Consider the following 21,184-nt stretch of genomic DNA (forward strand, 5'->3'; position numbering starts at 1 on the left):
TTAAAATACACTTTTGCGGCTTTCTTCCGCTTTCACCAGTAAGCTTCTGGCTTTATCGAGTTTCACCTGCATGGTTTCTACCACTGCACGAACGTTGTCAACGCTGGTGTCTTTGCTAATGGCCTGAGGCAGAGTCACGTTAAAATCTTTTTCCAGATCTTCCACTAATTCCGCATCCAGTTCAATGAGCGCACCTTCAATGCCTTCAAAGCGTTGCAGGTAGGTATCGTGAACCAACGTTGTTGCAACTTCGGTTAACTTCTCTGCATATTTTGCCACAACGCGATGCAGTTTCTTTTTGATATCATCGATGACTTCAGGGCCCGTCGTTGGCTCTTGTTCCGTCGTCATGACTTTCGGTACCAGGCCTTTTTGCTGATACTGTGCAGCCAGTTTTACGGCACCCAGACCTTGCCACAGCGCTTGTTTCAGCTTCAGCAATTCAGCTTCAACCACCGCCGCTTTTTCGCCGTTGTCGATGGCAACCTTAACGCCGTAAATACCCTGCCAAATGGTGGCATAAACCGGAACGTACTGGGTTTCGATAGCCGAGTGAAAATCAACTTCTTCCCAGAATTCGATCAGTTGATCAGAATCCGCCTTACCCTTTTTACTGTATTCGTTTACTACGCCACTGAATTTGTCTGACAGCCAGGTGACTTCTTCAGCATATTCGGTCAGGTGCGCACTGAGGTTATTCACGTGCTCACTGATTTCGCCATTTGCATTGGCTTTCATGCTTATTGTCGCACTGAATACGGCGAGTAAAACTACGACTTTCTTACTAATTTTGTTCATTGATATATCCCAGGATGTCCATACTGTGAAAATGATACTTATTATCATTTAACAAGTAAAGATTGAACTCTATGCCCAGTAGATAGTATTACTGGGTCCTATAATACGATTCAGCCATGAATTTAAGGAACTTATATGATTGCCTACACCATTTTTGGAACCAATGATTTACCCCGCGCAGCTGCTTTTTACGACGAATTACTGGCCGTAATGGGTGCTCAGCGCGCCATTGATGCGCCACGCATGATTGCCTGGGGAAATAACCCGGGAGCCCCCATGTTCGCAGTGGCAACGCCTTACGACGAGCAACCGGCAACAGTAGGCAATGGCAGTATGGTGGCACTGGCCGCCGCAAATTCACAGCAAGTCGATGCGTTATACGCAAAAGCGATGGAATTAGGTGCAAAAGACGAGGGTGCACCCGGCCCACGCATGGATGTTTACTACTGTGCGTACTTCCGGGATCTGGACGGCAACAAAATTAATTGTTTTTGTATGGCCTGATTTTCAATAGCGGACATAAAAAAGCCACCCCAAAATGAGGTGGCTAAACCATCGTGAGTCAACGAGGTTGTACGGAGCTTAGAATTTAATACCCACCGCCAGTTGCACGCGACGCGGGTTGTAGTATTGACGTGGAGTCCCAAACAGATCCGAAGTCACATACGGGTTATAAGAATACCCGGTTTGTTTATCGAATACGTTGAAGATATCTGCACGGAATCTTGCGGTATAGCCTTCCATGAACTCCCAGTTTTGGGTGTAGTTCAGGTCAACCTGCCAGTGACTTGCACCGCGGCGGCTTCCCGCAGGCTCTGCAAAACGGCTGGTACCAGACGAGTATCCATAAGGCGTGCCATCCCAGGCAGTCCATGCTTCACCCGACTGGAACACGAAGTACGCACCAAATACGCCTTCCCAATCAGCCGTGTAAGTACTGATAACTTTCACTTTATGAGGCTTGTCGCCAATCATGTTACCGTATCGATTATCCCAAACCATGCGGCCACGGCCATCACCGTAATAAGATGAACCGATGAAGGTGTTAGCGTCGTTACCTGCGGTAGTATTGTCCTGGTCGAAGTTACCGTAGTAGTGGCTCCACACATAAGAGGCATTTACATACCACTTATCGTTTTGGTACTCACCCTCAATACTCCATTCCCAATACTTGGTCTGGCCGCCATCTACTTCTGCAATAACATAAGATGAACCACCGACAGCGTCGGAGCCGTCACCAATCACGCCATAGCGCCAATCGTTCAGGTCAGGAATGTACAGGCCTTTCGCCGCAATGTTGTCAGGCACACCACCAAAGTCTCCGTAGTCGCCATACAAACGCGCATCGTTAGGCATATCTTCCCAGAAATGACTTGCGTAGCGATAACGCAGATGTGAACGTACGAACAATTCGTTGGTCACCATTTTGGTGGTACCCAAGGTAATCTCATCAATACGACGAGGCTTCATATTGTCGGCGAAAAACTTACCAGAAGAACCCGGCGCACCGCCTGCATCAATAAAGTCACCGTTTTCATCGAAGCGAACCAACAAGGTACGTTGCGTATTACGATCCCAGGACGCCGCCCGTGCCAATGAACTCGCATTGGGATTGTAGCTGGCGTAATTCGCAAATACCGTTGCAGCTTCTTCATATTCCCAGATCACACCCAGACGCGGCTGAATCATGTCTTTCCAACCAGTTTTATACATTTCGTATTTTTCGCCTGGCGCAAGCTCATAGCCTGACGGATTAGCGCTGTTTTTACGCAAACCCTGGCCAAAATACGTATCCTGACTGATCACAACACCGATGTTATAGGTAAAATCACCGTGTTCAATTTCGTCGTTAACCTCCAGATCAATCGACTCAGCAAACGATCGAATAGATGAAACCGCTGAGCCATTCTGAACAAAACTCATTTGTTCAATGGAGGCTTCGTAGTAGACATTGGATAGGTCGGTGTCACCACCATCTGCCCCCAATCCACCAACATAGCTGATTCGTCCCCAACCATTCGACAGACGTGACAGATCCTCTTCCAGTTCAGACCAACGCGCACCGAAGTGCAGGAAGTGAGTCATGTTGTCAGTGTAGATTTCGGTATCGTAGCCCAGTTGGAAGGATTCACGGGCAAAATCCTGATTGTTGATTGTCGGATAGGCACCAATACCGCCACCGCCACTCAGCTCGCCATCGTCGCCAATGAAGCCAAATTGTGCAATAAGCGGCGCAGCCGTTGCATTAAATGCATCAATAGCCGCCATTTCTTCTGCCGTTGCACCATCTGGGTAATCTCGCAAGCTCGGCACACCGAAATAGCCCATTTGATCGATATTGTTTACGTCCAGAGAATCACCCAGCGCAGGTGTGAAGCCTAACAATACGTCAGGTCTGGAACTGCTGTCTTCCGAGTATTTCGCATATTTGAAGGTCAGACTGGATGCATCACCCAGCAACCAGGAACCATCTACAGAAGTAATTCTAAGCTTGCTGTCGCTACCTACTGAGACGTCATCGGTTTCAAATTCACCAATCGAGGAACCTCTTGTACTGCGGTCAGAGATGCGCTGACTGACGTTCAGCAAGATGTCATCAGTCGGTGCCCAGGTGAGCTTGCCGTAATATTCATCGCGAACACTTTTGTAAGGTTTAGCCGGGCCGTAAGCCGTCACCTTGTCTTCACCCGTTACTTCAGGACGGAAATAAGACGCATAGAAGAATAATTGGTCTTCTATAATTGGACCGCTAACAGACGCCGTCACCCAGCTGCGATCTATGTCACTGATTTCACCACCGACCGGTGTCGAAGTAAAACCGGCGTTTTGCAGACGGTATTCCAGACTACCGTGAAATTCATTGGTACCGGATTTCGTTGCTGAGTTCACACTGAAACCACCGGCGCGGTTAAAGCCAATGGCCTTCGCACCACCGCGGTCAACAGAGACATAAGCAATGTCGTGGGTAGCCGGTTCTGAAGACAGATTACCAAACATAGGCAATGACAAGTCAACGCCATCCAAGGCATAGCTGTTATCCACGCCCGAACCACCAGCAGAGGGGCCAAGTACGCCGTTCTCACTGTATTCCACACCCGGCAGAATTTTCAGCATATCCCGGAAAGACTGACCAATGGGCAGGTTGGCAATTACATCTTCACCAAAGGAATTTGTCAGCGCCGAATCACCTTCTGTCACAATTACACTGCCATACACGGCAATACGTTCTGTTTGAGCTTGCTCGAATGCCAGATTCACCACCGATGCTTGTTCCAACAACACCGTAGTATTGGTCTTGCGAACCGAGCCATCAGCAAAGGTAAACGTAATTTCGTAATTACCGGGGATCAGATAAGGCAATGAAAACGTGCCGTCCGCGCGGGTCGTTGCCGAGCGCGGTTTTGGCATTACGTCACTGGTTGCTACAACCTGCACACCGCTTACGGCGACATCACCACCTGGTGCGGTTACGGTACCTTTGATACTACCCGTGATTTGCTGTGCTTGCGCTGGAGCGCAAATGCCAGCAGCAACGGCACCCGCAAACATTATGGCGGCGGTTGAGGTTGAGCGATTTTGCCAGGATTGACGAACCGCCCGGCGAATGGAATGCGCTAGATAGCGCCCCGCTGAACGCGTCTTGATCGACGTGAGTTCCTTTTTCATGTGTGAGACCCCTGTAACTGTTTTTGTAGTACGGCTTACACCGCTTATGCTCAACTTTTAACCTACAGTTACCCCAAAGGTCAAGAATAATTTTTTCTTAATTTTATTTTTTTAAGAAATATTTTATCTCAAATTATTTCAATTTATGACTATGAAAATGGAATTATTCCAAACCAATACAAAAGTTTAAGTTTTCGTTGATTCCGATGAATGGCGCCAAATAAAGAAAGCTGCCAACAAAAAAACCTAAAACACTGTTAAGTATAAATTATTTGACATCACAACCAATGAAACAACATATAACTATTTTCCATAACAGCCCGACGTTTTATGCAGCCGCCTGGCGTATTATTACAAAATAATTTTTATTCGAAAAAGAATACGGAATAAAAATTATTCACATGAATAATAATTATTCTGGTTATTCAGGAGGAAAAACACAGTGCTATTTGGGATTAAATCAATCCAAATAGCACAGGTTTATAGCGGAAGGGTTCAGCAAAGTACCAGGGTTAACTCAAATGCTTCCAAGGGCCCCTGATCGCCAACGTCTGAGCGGGCGAATAGACATTGACAAACAAGGTAGAGCCATCCGGAGAAAAGCACGCACCGGCCAGTTCAGTCTGTACCGCTAGCTGTGCGAATGGATAGACTTCGCCGTCTGGCGTGATCCCACGCAGGTGATTATCCACCACTGCCGTGTACTGGTCTTCACACACAATCAAATGCCCGTTCGGTGCCACGGTCAGGTTGTCTCCGAAATTAAACACTTGCGCGTCACTGCTCTCAACGAAGAGTTGCAGGCGTCCGGGCTGGTCGTGTTCGCTTGGTGTGCCTTCGTAAGGTGAAGGCTGATAGCGCATAACCTGGCCGAGCTTTTTATTCCCGCCGTTGGTACAGCAGAAGTAAAATTCACCCTGCCCCCAGTGCACACCCTCGCCGCGTGCGAATAGCGCTGCGCCAGACTGATAGCCCTGCTTGCGCAAGTCATCCTCTGCACTATCCGGATTTTCGATATCGACCCATTCACAATCGACCCACGACGATACTGGCATTTCCTGCTTCTGCCAGTTACGAGTATCGAATTTGGGGTAGCCTTTCACGGCCAGGGCCTGCAGTTGACCGCCCGCATGCAAGTTGCCGTACTCATTCGGCACCAGTCGGTATAACAAACTGTCACCGCGATCTTCGGTTAAATAAACAATCCCTGTGTCAGGGTCGACACACACAGCCTCGTGGTTAAAGCGCCCCAGCGCCTTAATAGGTTTCGGCTCCACCAGCCCTTCTGCATTGCCAGCTACTTCAAATACGTAACCGTGGTATTGGCTATTCGTCGAAGACGGTTTATCTACGCTCTCTTCACAGGTTAGCCAACTGCCCCAGGGGGTAATACCGCCAGAGCAATTGCGAATCGTGCCGGTTAAACTCAGGTATTCTTTTACCTTCTTGCCGGTTTTGGTATTCACGACAATGGTAGAGGTCCCTCCCGGCAGGGCTTCGCCCTTGTCGTTGCTGTCATAAGCTTTGGGTGTTTTCAGCGGTGATGGCTGTCCCGGGCCAAACTCGGCGACATGCTTTGGTTGCAACTCGTGATTTCGAACTAACGCCACGTGCTCATCGTCCAGAGCAATGCAGCCCATGCCGTCTGCGCGGTCCGGTACGCGATTACCGTCGTTCATGAGTTCGCCAAACGAAGAGAGCACATCGTAGGTGAATCCCTTGGGCAAAGACAGTATGCCTTTGGGGTCGTCGATTAGCGGGCCATAGCCCGTCGTAGTTTTGGTCGCCATAGGCTCAGCCCAGGCTTTGGGATGTCGAAAAAGCCCACCGGTCACACCTGCTGCTGCAAGCGTACCAAGGGCTACAGTAAACTGTCGTCTTGTTATCATGGTTTTTCTCTTTTTATTATCCTTGTCCCTTGCGGGGCGCCTGCCTGTTCGTTTAATGACGCATATACGGACACTATGAGTTCATCATGGCGGCGAGGTTCCTTATCACAATAGCCGATACGATTAATGTGTCAGTTTTACCGATAGTCTCCCAGTTTTTTATCTTCACTGGGGTCGTCCAGTAATTTCACCAGCGCTTTACCTAATCGCACGTTCAGTGCACTGGCAGCCACAGCCTCAGCGGAATTCTCCACCAGCTTGGCAGCCAGAGAGCCACTCAACTGATTCGTCATTTCATCGGTGGCCAAATCAAACAAGCTTTGCGCAGCAAGATTTTGTGCCAGTATCTTCATCAACTTCCAGTTCCCGGTCGTTGCCGGTCGCAGCCCGTAAACCTGAGAGACGCGCTTAATCGTGCGCACGCTGATCCACAACAGTAACAAGGTCTGAATCAGGTGATTCGGGCTAATAAACGCCATGCTGCCACTGGCCATTGCCTCTTTTTTAATGACCTCGTTCGCCTTTTTCCGAACCGGCACTACCACGTACTGCTGATACAAATTGAGTAAGTCGTCAACGGAATGGTCGGCCTGCCGCATAGATTTAAACCGGCGATAGCAGCGCTCGGCATAGCTGCCCGCGCTGAAATACGCGGCATAGTTATCGAGCTGTTTTATAACCTGTTCGGGTTGGCTCAGTCCAACCAGCTCCGCTTTTACCGGGCGCTTTTCCAGAAAGGTGTTAACCCGTCGATAGCCGCGGTATTCACTGCCCGTTAACCAACACAGACTACCCACGAAAGCACTTAGTAACACCGCCAGTATTGATGTAGAAACAGGGGCAGTCGCAAAATGGGTATCAATAAAGGCAATCGCCTCAAAAACACTGAATCCGACAAAACAAGCGGCCCCAGACAGTAGCACCCACCACTTGGCCGACAACCCGGTTTGCTGCGCATGCGCCGGTTGCCAGTCGTCCTGCTCTTGTTTTACCGGCATGGCGTGGTCCGGTCGCTGGGTCTTGATCTCAGTTTGCTGAATCTTCGCCCGGTAGGGAGAGTCGTCGGTGGTCTTCATGGCTACTTCTCCAATAAGAATTGCAATAAACGGTCGAGCCCCTTGCCATTGAGCATACGCGCCAGATAATCAGGGGGTACCGCAGCCGGTAACACCGGGTAATGTTCGTCTTCGGGCATGGATTTTAAGTCAGGCGGCAGCGCTTCAAATTCAGCTTCCATGTAACGCCCTTCGTCATTCATATAGCGCAGGGCGTTGTCGTGACTGCCTTCATCGGTAGCCTGAATGGCCGATACCAGAAAATGCTCAAACTGAACTTCGCCGTCTTTAAATCGGGCCGTTGCACCGCGGGTCACGTCTTTTAATAATGACAATAAAGCGTCACGTTGCCCAACAGGCACCAGGTCCGCCTTGGTTGCCACAAAGGCCACTTTGGCAATGCCTTGCTGCTGCAGCACGTGGCGCTTAAACCAGTTTTCGTTGCCATACACAAAGGTGTCGGCCAAATGGCTAAGGGTTTCGCGCAGCTGATAAAGGTGGCTGCGACTGTGATTCAAGCCTTCAAACAAGTCCACCAGAATGATTTGCTTATCAGTCTGGCGAAAGGTGTCTTTCTTTAACTTTTCGAGCCATTGGTGTTTAAATGCCTCGAAATGTTGCGTAAAACATTGGGTCCACGGGCTCGCCACATCACTACTGATACGTGAAGGCAGCGGTGTAAAGCCCTGTTGGGTGAAATCAAAACCAGAACCAGGAATCAAAAAGCTGCCTGGCTGCAGCATGGAAATTCCCTTCGACTTGGCTTCCTGCAAATAACGTCGATAGGCATTCACCAGTTGCTGAACGTTTCCTGGGGTAGGCGGCTGCTCAAAGTCAAAGGCATTCACACAGTCATGCCAGCTTTTTGCATACCGCTGCTGAGGCGCATTCATTTGTTGCGCCCACGCCGAATCTGACCACTGCGTGTAGGTTTTGCCCAGCATAGGCAAATCACTCAGCCACTCTCCCGGATAGTCAATAAACTCAAACACCACATCGGTATAGGGCAACAGGTATCTTTTTAGTTGGTGCGCCTGACGCAGACGCACTATCAGTTTAAACCCGGCCACCGACTCCGTGGCAGGCGGCCACTGCCCTGCCGCAAGATCTTCAATGTGTTGCTCAACCGGAAACATGGGCAGGTCGTTCAGCGGCTCCAGCCACATTTGGTCAACCAGCTCCATGGGCAAGTAACGCAGTAACGGCAAGCACTGGTACTGTTCTTCGCTGCGGTATTTCAGCACGGTCATCAGGCTGGTAAACAGCATGGACTTGCCGCTGCGACTCAATCCGGTGATGGTAAAGCGATGCTCTGATTGCAAGAACCAGCGCTGCCATTGGTTGGCACCCAGCGTCCTGGCCTGTTTGGCCGGGGTGAGAATGGCGTCGATTAATTTACGCATAGCGGTTCAGCAGTGAGCCCATTGTTAACAAGAATACTGCTAACATGGGCTGTTACTGCATTAACTTCAAGGGTTTGCCACAATTTGTTACAGCTTATTCTGCGGCAGGTTCCGGCGTTTCGCTGTCGGAGGCGTGTTCTTCCTTCAGCTTCAGTTCGGTTATTTCGGCTTTAATGTTGTTTCTGAGCGCGTCATGCTGCGCCTTGGTCAACGGGTATATTTTGTTAATAAAACACTTAAATGGCAGTGAGTCCGGCACATACACATAGTCCAATCCTTCACTCAGGGTGTTGCCAAAACGCCTGTGTAGCACCAGCCCCATGGAAAAGCTCAGCTCGGAACAGCGCGGCGCCAGCTTAATCAGATAGTGGCGCATGGGCGCACTGCGAAAAATCACATACTCGTCATTTAACTCACCGTAGCTGTCCAGCGTGAAGGCAGACACCGAATGTCGGTTCTCAATTTGCTCAGAAGCGATAAAATCTTCAATTAAAGTCCCCATGGCCTCATCACTGAGTCGCGTTGTTGTACAGGCAGACAACAGCAATATGCTGAAAGCCACTAACAGCGATTTTTTCATACTCCCTCCGGTAGTCTTAGCTGACGTTATAAGGTTTTAGGCGCTTATTTACGGTAAAGGTTCCGCTCTATTGCCCACCATGGTAATTTAGCCCCTCGTCAGCCAGTCTATCTTAAAGCAGAGTTAACCGTTGGATACCAAAGAATTTATTCAAATCCGCCGTTTCATATTGAAACTGGGAAAAATGCTGCACAAATACGGTACTCCAGCGTTTCGCCTTGAAGCCTATCTGAATGAGGTAGCGCGCTACTTAGGCGTACATGCCTCATTTATTTCAACACCCACATCCCTGTCGGTGGTTATCTGGAGCGACCGTCACGAAGACGAATACAGTCATGCGGCACGACTTGATCCTGGCGAGCTGGATTTAAATTCTCTGTCCCGCACCGATGAGCTTGCCAATCAGTTGCTCACCGGCCAGCTGACCCTGTCAGAAGCCGACAAGCAGCTCAGCGAAATCGATGCCATGCCGAGCCCCTATGGCAAGTGGGTTACCGGCTTTTCTTACGGTATCTCAACCGGTGCGTTCTCCTTGTTGATGGGCGGCAGCTGGTCTGAAATGTACTGGTCGGCCATTCTGGGTCTGGTGGTGTATTTTTGGGTGCTGTGGTCTGAACGCTCCAAGCGCGTTGCGCTGATGATGGAGCCTGTGGCGGCCTATTTCGTCGCCTTTTTGGCCTGTGCGTTTAGCCGGCATTTCGACCCGGGGATGAATATTCCGCTAACCATATTATCCTCGGTTATCATCTTTGTGCCCGGCCTCGCGCTTACCATGGGCCTAGCCGAATTGTCGTCGCGTAACATGGTATCGGGCACGGCCCGGGTCATGGACGCATTAATGCAGTTATTTAAATTGTATTTTGGTGCTTACCTGGGGGTGGCGACCGGCTTTAGTGTGTTTGGCGAAAACACCTATAACCCTGCCGCCTCACTGCCCTACTGGTCGACCTGGCTGGCGGTCATTGTGCTGTGTTTTGGCCTGGTGGCAATATTTAAAACCCGTCCCAAACACATTCCATGGGCGCTGGCTTCTGCCCTGCTGGCCTACAGCAGCACAGCCCTGGCGTCTGACTATCTGCCTCAAAGCATAGGTAGTTTCGTAGGCGCATTCTCGCTGGGTATTCTGGCGAATGCCTTTACCCGCATCGCTAATCAGCCAGCCACCATTGTCGCCATGCACGGCCTGATTGTTCTGGTACCAGGCTCGAAAACCTACATTGGCCTGAATTCGTTTATTTCCGGGCAGGACTTTGTGAATGTCGATCATTTGGGCCAGGACGTATTTTTGATTTTTATGTCACTGGTGGCGGGTCTGATTTTTGCGAATGTGGTATTCCCAACCAAGAAAGCCCTGTAGCGCCAGGATGTGCACATACGCCAGCTGCTCGTTACATGAGCGCTGGCAGCACGTGTAATACCACATCAACACTAAAATGCGCCGTAATGGCAGATAACAAACCATAACGCCAGTAACACCAGCCGTATAGCACCGCAACCGCGACATTCCCGCCAATGGTAGCCCATACCGCAAATGAGGTATTAGCACCGTACGCAACTACGCTGGGGATATGCGCCAGACCAAATCCGAATCCAACCACCAGAATAATAATGATCGGTATTGTGTGGGTGTCCAGCGCAGAGTGGCGCATTTTGCTTGCGATATATAACAGCAGGGTCATCAAGCCAAAACGGAACCAAATCTCTTCGCCTACCGCCGCGCCGACGCTAACCAGTAGTCCGCCCACCGGGCCTCGAAATCCATACGCGGGCAACTCTGCGGGTAAGCTATCAGCCAGCAACCAACGTAATGCAAGCATACAGAATCCCAATGGAATTGCCGCTATTACCGCGAATCGCAAACCGCCGCCGATACGACCCTCTTCAAGGGTTTTACGGTTAATGAGCCCAAGCCCGACTTTACGGCCTAACGTCAGGCCAATGAACAAGGCCGGTAATGTGAGTACCGACAGAAAAAGCAGACCCGGCAAAACCGTTGGCAAAAACGGTTCATTGTTAGCAAGCTTCTGAAACGCAATGTTGCTCATTTGAGTCACAACCGTTAGCGCAAACAACGCCAGCAACTGATGCCAAATCGGTGCGGGGCTGTCGTCTCGTATTAACTGGTTCATAGTCCGTATGCTTTTACCATTCAGAGGAGTCAATCAACGTTAACGGCACATTCCAACGACTACAATGCCCAATGTGTAAGCAAAGGTGTGTCTGACTTATTTAGGTGTTATCCGAGGGCTATTAAGGCAGTAAGCTGCCTGAATGGAACTGCACATTAAACAGAATAAACCGATGACGCTGAATGTATTTAGCAAGTCGATAGAAGTGGTAGCTTATGTCGCAGATCTTTGCCATGAGTGGGCTACATCAGCCCACCCGGTCAATGTGAACAAGCCTTAAAGACTGCTATATGGCGAAGGACCGCCTTCAGCAATAAAGCGCTCAATGCGGGCTTCCAACACTGACAACGGCACAGAACCGAGTTGCAGCACAGTATCGTGGAAAGCGCGAATATCGAATTTGCTTCCAAGCGCTTTCTCAGCCTTGGCTCGCAGCGCCTCAATTTTCATTTGTCCCAAATAGTAAGACAGTGCCTGTCCTGGCCAGGCAATGTAGCGGTCCACTTCGGTGGTCACTTCATGCACTGACAGCGCCGTATTATTCTTCATAAAATCCTGCGCCTGCTTGCGGCTCCAGCCTTTGGCGTGAATCCCCGTATCCACCACCAGTCGCGCAGCCCGCCACATTTGATAGCTCAGCATGCCGAAGATTTCGTAAGGCGTATGGTACATGCCCATTTCTTCACCCAGTTTTTCAGAGTAAAGCGCCCAGCCTTCACCGTAAGCTGAGATATAAGTGTTGCGTCGGAACGCCGGTATGTCTTCATTCTCTGCTGCCAGCGGCATCTGGAATGCATGACCAGGCGCTGATTCGTGTAGGGTCAGCGCAGGCAGCGAATACAACGGGCGCGATGGCAAATCATAGGTATTGACCAGATACATACCCGGACCACCGCGACCGGCAGTGTAATAGGGAGCGATATCGTCGGGTACCGGAATAATGGCGAACCGGCTGCGCGGCAAGCGACCGAACCAGTTTTTGGCTACTGCATCAAATTCCTTCGCGGTCCAGGCTGCACGGTCCAGCAGTGCCTGTGGTGTGGAGACATAGAATTGCGGGTCAGTGCGAAGAAACGTCAGAAAGGCCGACAAATCCCCGTCGAATTCGACTTCTCGCATTATGTCGTGCATACGGGCTTTTATTTTTCGCACTTCGCCCAGGCCAATCTCATGAATCTCTTCTGGCGACAGGGTTAACGTAGTGTATTTGAAAATTTGCGACTGATAAAAATCGCGTCCGTTGGGCAATGAGAAGGCATCCAGCTCAGTCACTGCTCCCGGAATATACGTGTCGGCAAGGAAAGTAAGCAGTTGCTGATAAGCCGGGATAACCGATGACCGAATCACCTTTTCAGCCTCTGCCGACAGGGTTTGTTTTAGTTCATCAGAGAACTTCGCCGGAAACGCGGAAAACGGCTTAAAGTAGATGGTATCTCTGGGTGCCGCATTCGCAACAGAAGCGGCTGTCGCATCCCGGCCTACCAGCGCAATTGCCGGTGGCGTAAAGCCTCGGGCCAGACCCGCTCGCATATTCGCGATCTGTTCTTCAAAGTAACGCGGCATATCGGCCAGCCACAACAGGTAGTTTTCGTAATCCTGCTGACTGAGAAACTGCCCTTTTGGCATGTAGGTCAAATCGCCCCAGAAAGAGGTATCGCCGGTCAGCGGCTTTTCATAGAGTTTGAATTTCTGGTCGTTGATCAGGCTTTGAATCTGAAATTTAAATACCCGGTAGTTGATTTGGTTTTCGTCGGTCAGATCGTTCAGCGAAATCCCATCGAGCTTGCTTAGCACCGACTCCCAGTAGGCTAACCGTTCAGCTTGAGCTTGTGCATGCACGGTGGGTAGCTTCACCGGTATGCGACTCACGTCGGCATTTTCATCTACCGCATATTGCAGCTGTCGTTTTTGCCACTCTTCCTTGTAGAGCGATTCAAATGCCTGGTCTGCTTCGCTGGCCAGGGCGTGGTGGGTAAAAAGAAGTCCCGCCAATAGTGTGAGGTGTACGAATCCCTGTCGCATACGACCCAGTTGCCGGGTAAACATAGTCTGCATGAGGCTACCTTTCTGTCTTATTGTTTATTTATCGTTTTTGTTAGTTTTGTTTGTATAGCACAGGGCCTGGTTACACTGTCAACCCGCTATCGGCAGACACGTTGCCGCGCAAGACAGGCTAACGCTTTGCGCTAGCTGTCGGCGATCAGGTCGTGCAGGGACTGTATCGATGGCAACTGGTGTTCCGGTTGGTAGAACAGCCGGTTCAGACGTCCAAGGAAATTCACTTTGCGATTAGGGTCCTGGCTTTTAACCCGGTGCTCACTGCTGGTTTGCAGGAACTCCCACGGCCGCAGATTCAACCGCTGAATATCCTCTGGCGTGGCGCCATGCGCTTCAATAGTACTGAGGATACGCTCGGTCTTACTTTCCATAATCGGAATGATGTCATTGGCATACAGAGTATTGAGCGGCTCACCAATCGCTTCCAGCGTGTGGTTAATAGCAGCCCACAGGGTGTCATGATCGAAATGCGCGCCAATCGGGGCATAGTAGCCCATGATCTCCCACTCCAGTTCGGCGTTACTGACGGCGATAGAACTGTCTGCCTCTGGCGAAAACGACAAATCGGGGCGTGCACCAATGTTATAGGCGTCTACCGACATGCCGACACACAACAGCAAATCCCCCATTGCCGCTGGTGGCCGGAATAACGCTTCAAACGCAGCGCGTTTCACCCCCATCCAACCGTGAATTAACGCCGGTTGCTGAGCAAAGTGACGGACATCGTCCGGCAAGTCCTCACCGTATTGATTCACCAGCAACGGAGCTGGATCTTCCTCTAGTAATTCTTCGGGCACCCAGACTTCATACTCCTGGCGGTTATCGGCCTTGCCCCGGCTTTTAATGCCAAACGACAAATTCACCGGACGGCAGATACTGCGATCTTCGTCGACCCGGTGGAAGTACTCTGAACGCAGTCGTTTGATGAAAGGCGCGTCTTTACCGGCCAGTGCTGCCGTGGGGTAGCGATAACCACAGTCGCTGTGCGGCACAATGGAAAATCCGTCAATGGCACGAACTAGTTTTGACTTCACACCCCGCAACAGGTCGGTCGTGGGCAAAATAATACTGCGCTCAGGTTCAATGGTGAGCCGTTCGCCCGTGCTGCTAATGAATTTCGGGGTTTTGTGAAATTCGTAGTTTGTCAGTCCCAGTTCACCCACTGCGCGGTCACGCAAGCGGGCAATTTCCAGGAACAGTGCTTTGTGATCGCGAATATGCCTGAGTAATGGACGTTGCGTCATACTGCCTGTCACCTATCCGTTTGTTCTTTTAAACTCGCCTCAGGCTAGTCTGCCAGATAAACAGCCGGATTGTCTCTAGGCGGCGGTCACTTTTTTACCTTCGCATACACGTTGAGTCTGATCACTTTTTCCATTTCGAGCACGATCAACATTACGATACCCGTTAACACAATCAGTAAGTTGTCGGTGATATCTGGCGCGCGAGTGCCAAACACCGTTTGCAATACAGGAATGTAGCAAATAGCCAGTTGAGCAATGACCACAAACCCAACCGCCGACCATACGACCTTGGTTCCTCGGATACCCGACAAACTAATGGACCTGCGGTGCATGGTACGAATGAAAAACAGGTAGAAGATTTCGAGTCCCACCAGCATGTTCATTGCCTGAGTGCGCGCGTATTCCACTTCATGTCCGGCCTCAATGGCGTACTGATAAATACTGAACACCGCCAGGAAAAACAGACTGCCAACCAGCATAATCTGCCACACCAGCGCGGGCTGAATCAGTGCCTGCCCTCGCGGACGCGGTGGTTTTTTCATGGTGTCCTTGTCGGTGGGTTCAAACGCTAACGCCATACCCAATGTGACCGCTGTGATCATATTGACCCACAAAATCTGCACCGGCGTGATGGGGTACGGCAAGCCAGCCAGCATGGCAACAATAATTGTCAGTGCTTCACCGGCGTTGGTAGGCAGCGTCCAGCTCACGACTTTTTTGATATTGGCGTAAACCGTTCTGCCCTGTTCAACTGCCGCCGCAATAGAGGCAAAGTTATCGTCGGCCAGCACCACTTCCGCCGCTTCCTTGGCCGCCTCACTGCCCTTCAGGCCCATTGCAACACCGGCATCAGCCCGTTTCAGCGAAGGCGCGTCGTTCACACCGTCACCGGTCATGGATACGGTTAACCCAAGAGATTGTAGTGCCATCACCAGACGCAACTTGTGCTCTGGCGTAGTGCGGGCGAAGATATCCGTGGTTTGCACGGCCTGTTGCAGCTCATCGTCAGACAGCGCATCCAGTTGCGTGCCGGTTAATACACTGCCGTGCGCCAGCCCGAGTTGCTTGCCTATAGCCTGCGCGGTTACAGCGTGGTCACCGGTGATCATCTTGACCTGAATCCGCGCGGCACGACAGGTTTTCACCGCCTCAATCGCCTCCTGCCGGGGCGGGTCAATTAACCCCACCAAACCCAGTAAGCACAGTCCGTTATCGACATCTTGCGCCGCCAGCACAGTATGCTCTGCCGACACTTGTTTACCGGCCAGGGCCAGTACGCGCTGCCCTTGTCTGGCCAACGCCTCAGCTTTGTCCAGCCAGGCCTCAGGTACTATATCACTGTGGCTGCCATCGTCGCTGAGCACCGACCCACAGCGTTTGAGGATCACCTCCGGCGCGCCTTTTACAAGCACTAACCCGGTGCCATTGTGGTTGTGATTCAACGTTGCCATAAACTGCCTGGCAGAATCAAAAGGCAAGACATCAGTACGCGGCCAGTCGTGACGAAAATCACCGCCATCCGGCATCGTTACCTTTCCCGCAAAAGACAGCAAGGCCGCTTCCATGGGATCGCCCTCTATGCCCCACTGGCCTGATTTAGAGTGTATTTCCGCGTCGTTGCACAAGGCACTTAACCGGGCCATATCGCGCAGTACCGGATGCTGTTGTGGCGCCGCAGGTTCACCGTCTAACAGGATGTCACCAACCGGCGCATACCCTTCACCATCAACATCAAAATGCGCACCTTGGGTAACCGCGCTGACCACCATCATTTCATTGCGGGTAAAAGTGCCGGTTTTGTCTGAGCAAATAACCGACACAGAGCCCAGTGTTTCAATAGCAGGTAACACCCGTACAATCGCATTGCGTTTTGCCATCGACTGCACACCTACTGCCAGGGTAATGGTCAGTACGGCAGGTAAACCCTCAGGAATAGCAGCGACCGACAAGCCCACCACTGCCAGGAACAACTCGGTAAAAGGTTGTTCCAGAATCCAGGTCCCCACCAGTAACAACACCACAGCAATGGCCAGAATAATGCCGGTGATCCACTTTGCCAGCACATCCATTTGTTCCACTAGCGGCGTTGTCAGCTTTTGCACATCCGACAGCAAACCGCCAATACGGCCGATTTCGGTAGTAGCGCCGGTGGCAATGACCACACCCATGCCCTGCCCGGCGGTTACACTGGTGCCGCTGAATGCGAGGCATTCCCGGTCCCCCAGTCCGGCGTCTTCCGACACCGCTTTGGTGTGTTTTTCAACCGGTAACGACTCGCCCGTTAGCAGGCTTTCCTGAATGGCCAGCCCATGGCTGCGCAGCAGGCGCAAATCTGCGGGCACTTTGTCACCCGCTTCCAGCAACACGATGTCACCCGGTACCAGACTGTCGCCTTCCAGAGTGCGGCGCTTGCCGTTTCGAATTACCGCGGCCTTCAGTGCCAGCATGTTGCGAATGGAGTCCATGGCCTTTTCCGCTTTGCCCTCCTGAATCACACCAATAATGGCGTTAACAATGACCACGCCAAAGATGACAAACGTGTCTATCCAGTGCTGCAGTAATGCCGTCAGGACACCGGCTACAATAAGTACAATAACCAGCAGATTGGCGAATTGTTTGATAAACCGGGTGAACGTGCCGGGTTGCGGGGCCTGGGGCAGTTTATTGGGTCCGTACTGCTGCAGACGTGCTGAGACTTCGTCGTCGGTTAAGCCCGATGAACGCGACGACAATGCCTGCAGGACCTCGTCGCCGGATTGTGCATGATATGACGCATTGGTTTTACTCATTACAGTGCTCCCGGGGAAGGTGCATAAAAAGTAAGTGGTAAAATGCAAAGCAGAAAAACGAAAAGCCTTCCCTGAGTACTACGCTATCAGGCCCGCACGAGCCGGGCACTGATTTACATCAAAAGGAAGCCAACACAACCCGCAACGCAGGCTGCTGTGCCATTGGTTAGGACTCTTTCTGCCTGGCCATCGCCAGATACTTGTAGAGTGTGGATTCACCAATGTTAAGTGTGGATGCAACGTCTTTTTTCTTCATGCCCTTGGCAATTAACGACTGGGCTTTTTTAACCAGCTTCGCCGGTATCGCCTTGCGGCCTTTGTATTTGCCTGCCGCCCGGGCCTTGGCAATACCAATGGCCTGGCGGTCTTTTAGCAGGTCGCGGTCCATTTGTGCCGCACATTCAATCAATGTGAACACACTGAGCGTAGGGTTGCACAGCGACTCGAGGTTATCGACCACCAGCAACACACCACGGGCTTTCAGGTCCATTGCCACCCTGGCAGCCTGAATAATACTTCGCCCCAGGCGCGATACGTCTTTTATGATTAGCCGGTCACCTTGTCGCAACCGCTTCAACAAGCGGTCCAGCTTGGGTTTAGCTCCCGGGTCTGCATTAGGTTCTCGCACCATGATGTCGTAGGGGTATACCCTGGCCAGTCGCTCAGCCTGCTGCTCAACATCCTGCTTTTCTGTGCTACTTCCAATATAAAGATAGGTCGTCACGGCGAATTCTGAATACCTGAAACACTACTTAAAAGCGTAGAATACCCTTTTATAAATACAAGGTCAGAGACCACTTTGTGCGCGCTTTTTTATATCGCTCGCAACCGCTTCACCCTAATTTCACCCTAACTCGCTTACACTTTTCACCTTGTTCACTATGCCGAGGTTTGATAGCGTCAGCCAGGCAGGGACCACGTAAGGGCAAACAGCATGAATAAGTCGATAAGCGTATTGTTGGTAGAGGATAATCTGGCCATTGCCAAACAGGTTGTGGGCTTTCTGGAAGGGCTGAAGTGGCAGGTTGATTTTGCCGCCACCGGCCAGCAAGGTATCGATCTCGCTCTGTCACAACAGGTCGACGTGATCATTCTCGACTTAAATCTGCCTGACATGGATGGTCTGGATGTGTGTCAGCACATAAAACAACACGCTACCCGGGTGACTCCCGTGCTCATGCTTACTGCCCGCGATGCCTTTACCGACAAGGCAAAAGGCTTTGGTCAAGGCGCCGACGACTACCTCACCAAGCCGTTTGATTTTCGCGAACTGGCACTGCGGGTCGAAGCCCTGGCGAGGCGTCCACAGTTACACACCAACACCCAGGTGAGCGAAGGACACCTTACTCTGGATACGCGTGCCAAAACCGTACAGTGGCAACAGCAGCCGGTAACGGTAACCGGCGTGGGTTTTAGTATTCTGCACAAGTTGCTGATGGAGTACCCTTACCCGGTCAGCCGCAGCGACCTTATCACCCATATCTGGGGCGATGAGCCGCCGGAAAGTAACGCCCTGAAATCGCACATGTACAGCCTGCGAAAAGCCCTCGAAAAAGCCAGCGGCCAGCCGCTACTCGCCACCATTAGCAATATCGGCTACAAATTAACAGGGCTCGACCATGAAGCTTAGTGGTATTCAGGCGCAGTTGTTTATTGCGTTTGGCAGCCTGGTGCTGGTGATCAATCTGTTCTATACCCGCCTGAGCGTATTGTTTGTAGACGTTACCGAAGACATTGTGGCGTCGCACCTGCTGGATCAGGAAATACAGCGCTTGGAGCAACACTGGCTCAGCCAGAAAACCGTTACAGCGCTGTCTTCCTCGGCGTTTTCATTAAGTGAGATTCCCAGCGATAAAAACTGGGGGCCGGCTGCTATCGACAACAACATGATGGTGAGCCGACAAGCCGACGATGCCGCGTATTTCAAAGCCTTTGTTACCGACGGATTACCTGCCGGTGGAGTACGCATGCAAGCCTCCGCACTGACTCCGTTGTCCAGTTTTACCGACGTGTTCAGCGTCTTTTTATTCAGCGCCTCTGCAGCAGCTATGATACTGGCTATTTTAAGTACCTGGTTTCTGGCATCCCGGCTGGCTAAACCGCTGCAAGCACTGGCCGAGTCAGTGAAAACCCAGGCACCCGACGCACCTTGCACCATTGCCGGTACTGAACGCCAGGATGAAATCGGCACCCTGGCCACCACGTTTACCACTACCTACTCGGCGTTGCAGGACGCCTGGCAGCGGGAGCGTGATTTTACGCACGACGTCAGTCATGAGCTGCGTACGCCTATTACACTGTTAAAAAATACCCTGGCTATTCATCCTGAAACCGTTGCCAATGATACCGAGCGCCAGTTGTTAGAACAGGCGACTAACACCCTGCAACAAACCGTGGAAGTGCTGCTGGCGCTGGCCAGAAAAGAAAACCTGCAATTCAGTGCGGTCGCTGTCATGCCGGTGCTCGAACGGGTTTTGTTAGCCATTCACCATGTCCACCCGGAGCTCATATTCGAAGCCGAGTTGAAAGTCGATGACAATGCAAAGGTAATAGGTAACGCCTATCTGATAACTTTGCTGTGTCAGAACCTGGTAAACAACGGGGTGTATCACGGCGGTGGCAAAGGCATGACCATTAGCCTGGCAGACGGCCAATGGGTATTTGAAAACCCCCTCGCCGATGCCCAGGACCGCCCCTACTACCAAGGCTTGGGGCACGGCCAGTATCTGGTTAAGCGGATTGCCAATGTGATGCAGTGGGATATCGATTTTCAGCAGACCGAAACGTGCTATCGGGTGGTGTTAACCCCGCGCATGGCCGATGACGAGGCGGTATAAGCAGAGTGACTCTGTAACTTACCTCGCAACAACAAGCTGCCAAGCCAGCAGAACCAGACAATTTGCAGTAAGCCAAATAGCAGTCCGGCGATGGCGAGTGCCGGTACCAGGGTCAGAGCGCCAATCGCGCCTACCATCATACCAAAACGCACGACCATTTTAGGCGCCATGTTATAGCGCTGCATGCTCATATTCACCATGAGCATCCAAATGCCGCCGACCCATTCGACGCCGTCGCCAAGCCCCATCTGAATGGCAAAAATAGCCGGCCAGATTCGCTCGACCTGCTCAGCCGGTTGTATGATTAAGTATTGAATTGTGAGCACAGCAATCAGACCACTGGCAAACACATAGGCCGCCCACATATAACCCAGTAAAGCGCCCAGTAGCTGAAAATGCCCGGATTGCTGATATGCGGGCTGATACAGACTGCGGTTAAGCACCAACAGCGCGATGCCGAACAGCACAAAAATAATCAGGTACCACAACTGGATCAACCTACTGTGTCCCAGAATGGCGTTCAGGCGTTCATCGGCATCAGTATTGATATCCGGCATTACCGCCAGGATCATCACCAACCCCACCACATAGCACAACGCGCACACAAAGGCTGCCAGTCCACCGGCGCGTTGACGCGTTAAGGGTATGGATGAATTCACCATGACGTACCGTATTCCTTTATCTTCTTGTCGCTATTTCACCCCCGCTTTACCGCAGCGGTTGCAAACTGATTTCA

General features: G+C 51.3%; 16 protein-coding genes. 4 read left to right on the forward strand and 12 right to left on the reverse strand.

The genetic code is table 11. The annotated features are described in order from the left end of the window. Nucleotides 1–798, reverse strand: a complete 798-nt coding sequence (locus AC4MRN_RS01825; RefSeq protein WP_491055694.1) for a hypothetical protein — start codon at nt 796–798, stop codon at nt 1–3. A gap of 135 nt (nt 799–933) precedes the next feature. On the opposite strand from AC4MRN_RS01825, the gene AC4MRN_RS01830 reads away from it, so the two are divergent. Next, nucleotides 934–1,302 (forward strand): VOC family protein, encoded by a 369-nt coding sequence (locus AC4MRN_RS01830; RefSeq protein ID WP_255053873.1) that lies wholly within the window; start codon nt 934–936, stop codon nt 1,300–1,302. 78 nt (nt 1,303–1,380) lie between these two features. Here AC4MRN_RS01830 and AC4MRN_RS01835 read toward each other — a convergent pair whose 3' ends face one another. The 5 genes from AC4MRN_RS01835 to AC4MRN_RS01855 all read right to left on the reverse strand — a co-directional run bounded on the left by AC4MRN_RS01835 (nt 1,381) and on the right by AC4MRN_RS01855 (nt 9,391). Continuing rightward, on the reverse strand, nt 1,381–4,464 hold the full coding sequence (locus tag AC4MRN_RS01835) for a TonB-dependent receptor (RefSeq protein WP_491202335.1): 3,084 nt from the start codon (nt 4,462–4,464) through the stop codon (nt 1,381–1,383). A 512-nt stretch (nt 4,465–4,976) separates the two neighbouring features. Next, nucleotides 4,977–6,353 (reverse strand): alkaline phosphatase PhoX, encoded by a 1,377-nt coding sequence (locus tag AC4MRN_RS01840; RefSeq protein WP_073324145.1) that lies wholly within the window; start codon nt 6,351–6,353, stop codon nt 4,977–4,979. Between the two features lie 137 nt (nt 6,354–6,490). Beyond that, a complete protein-coding gene (locus tag AC4MRN_RS01845; protein WP_073324144.1) occupies nt 6,491–7,429 on the reverse strand; it encodes a YcjF family protein in 939 nt (312 codons plus the stop codon). A 2-nt stretch (nt 7,430–7,431) separates the two neighbouring features. After that, on the reverse strand, nt 7,432–8,811 hold the full coding sequence (locus tag AC4MRN_RS01850; protein ID WP_073324143.1) for a YcjX family protein: 1,380 nt from the start codon (nt 8,809–8,811) through the stop codon (nt 7,432–7,434). 94 nt (nt 8,812–8,905) lie between these two features. Beyond that, a complete protein-coding gene (locus AC4MRN_RS01855; RefSeq protein ID WP_073324142.1) occupies nt 8,906–9,391 on the reverse strand; it encodes a DUF6491 family protein in 486 nt (161 codons plus the stop codon). A 130-nt stretch (nt 9,392–9,521) separates the two neighbouring features. Between AC4MRN_RS01855 and AC4MRN_RS01860 the strand changes: the two genes are divergently transcribed. Beyond that, nucleotides 9,522–10,748 carry a threonine/serine exporter family protein gene (locus AC4MRN_RS01860; RefSeq protein ID WP_073324141.1) on the forward strand — a complete coding sequence of 409 codons (1,227 nt, stop codon included), beginning with the start codon at nt 9,522–9,524 and terminating at the stop codon, nt 10,746–10,748. 31 nt (nt 10,749–10,779) lie between these two features. Here AC4MRN_RS01860 and AC4MRN_RS01865 read toward each other — a convergent pair whose 3' ends face one another. The 5 genes from AC4MRN_RS01865 to AC4MRN_RS01885 form a co-directional block, all read right to left on the reverse strand. After that, nucleotides 10,780–11,520, reverse strand: a complete 741-nt coding sequence (locus tag AC4MRN_RS01865) for a CPBP family intramembrane glutamic endopeptidase (RefSeq protein WP_073324140.1) — start codon at nt 11,518–11,520, stop codon at nt 10,780–10,782. A gap of 276 nt (nt 11,521–11,796) precedes the next feature. Continuing rightward, nucleotides 11,797–13,575 (reverse strand): DUF885 domain-containing protein, encoded by a 1,779-nt coding sequence (locus AC4MRN_RS01870; RefSeq protein ID WP_491202336.1) that lies wholly within the window; start codon nt 13,573–13,575, stop codon nt 11,797–11,799. A gap of 131 nt (nt 13,576–13,706) precedes the next feature. Continuing rightward, a complete protein-coding gene (locus tag AC4MRN_RS01875; RefSeq protein ID WP_370239987.1) occupies nt 13,707–14,822 on the reverse strand; it encodes a hypothetical protein in 1,116 nt (371 codons plus the stop codon). Between the two features lie 86 nt (nt 14,823–14,908). Beyond that, the gene (locus AC4MRN_RS01880; protein ID WP_491202337.1) at nt 14,909–17,611 is read right to left on the reverse strand and encodes a cation-translocating P-type ATPase; all 2,703 of its coding nucleotides are present in this window, start codon (nt 17,609–17,611) and stop codon (nt 14,909–14,911) included. Between the two features lie 166 nt (nt 17,612–17,777). Further along, nucleotides 17,778–18,335 carry a recombinase family protein gene (locus AC4MRN_RS01885; RefSeq protein WP_073324137.1) on the reverse strand — a complete coding sequence of 186 codons (558 nt, stop codon included), beginning with the start codon at nt 18,333–18,335 and terminating at the stop codon, nt 17,778–17,780. Nucleotides 18,336–18,545: 210 nt separating this feature from the next. On the opposite strand from AC4MRN_RS01885, the gene AC4MRN_RS01890 reads away from it, so the two are divergent. After that, entirely contained in the window at nt 18,546–19,241 is a 696-nt protein-coding gene (locus AC4MRN_RS01890; protein ID WP_155013334.1) for a response regulator transcription factor, read from the forward strand. Further along, on the forward strand, nt 19,231–20,448 hold the full coding sequence (locus AC4MRN_RS01895) for a sensor histidine kinase (RefSeq protein ID WP_491202338.1): 1,218 nt from the start codon (nt 19,231–19,233) through the stop codon (nt 20,446–20,448). Before AC4MRN_RS01890 ends, AC4MRN_RS01895 begins: the two co-directional genes overlap by 11 nt. On the opposite strand, the gene AC4MRN_RS01900 is transcribed toward AC4MRN_RS01895, so the two are convergent. After that, nucleotides 20,400–21,110, reverse strand: coding sequence for a hypothetical protein (locus AC4MRN_RS01900; protein ID WP_491202339.1), 711 nt, complete (start codon nt 21,108–21,110; stop codon nt 20,400–20,402). The genes AC4MRN_RS01895 and AC4MRN_RS01900 overlap by 49 nt on opposite strands. Nucleotides 21,111–21,184: the final 74 nt, after the last annotated feature.

It is taken from the genome of Marisediminitalea sp. (assembly GCF_984433645.1).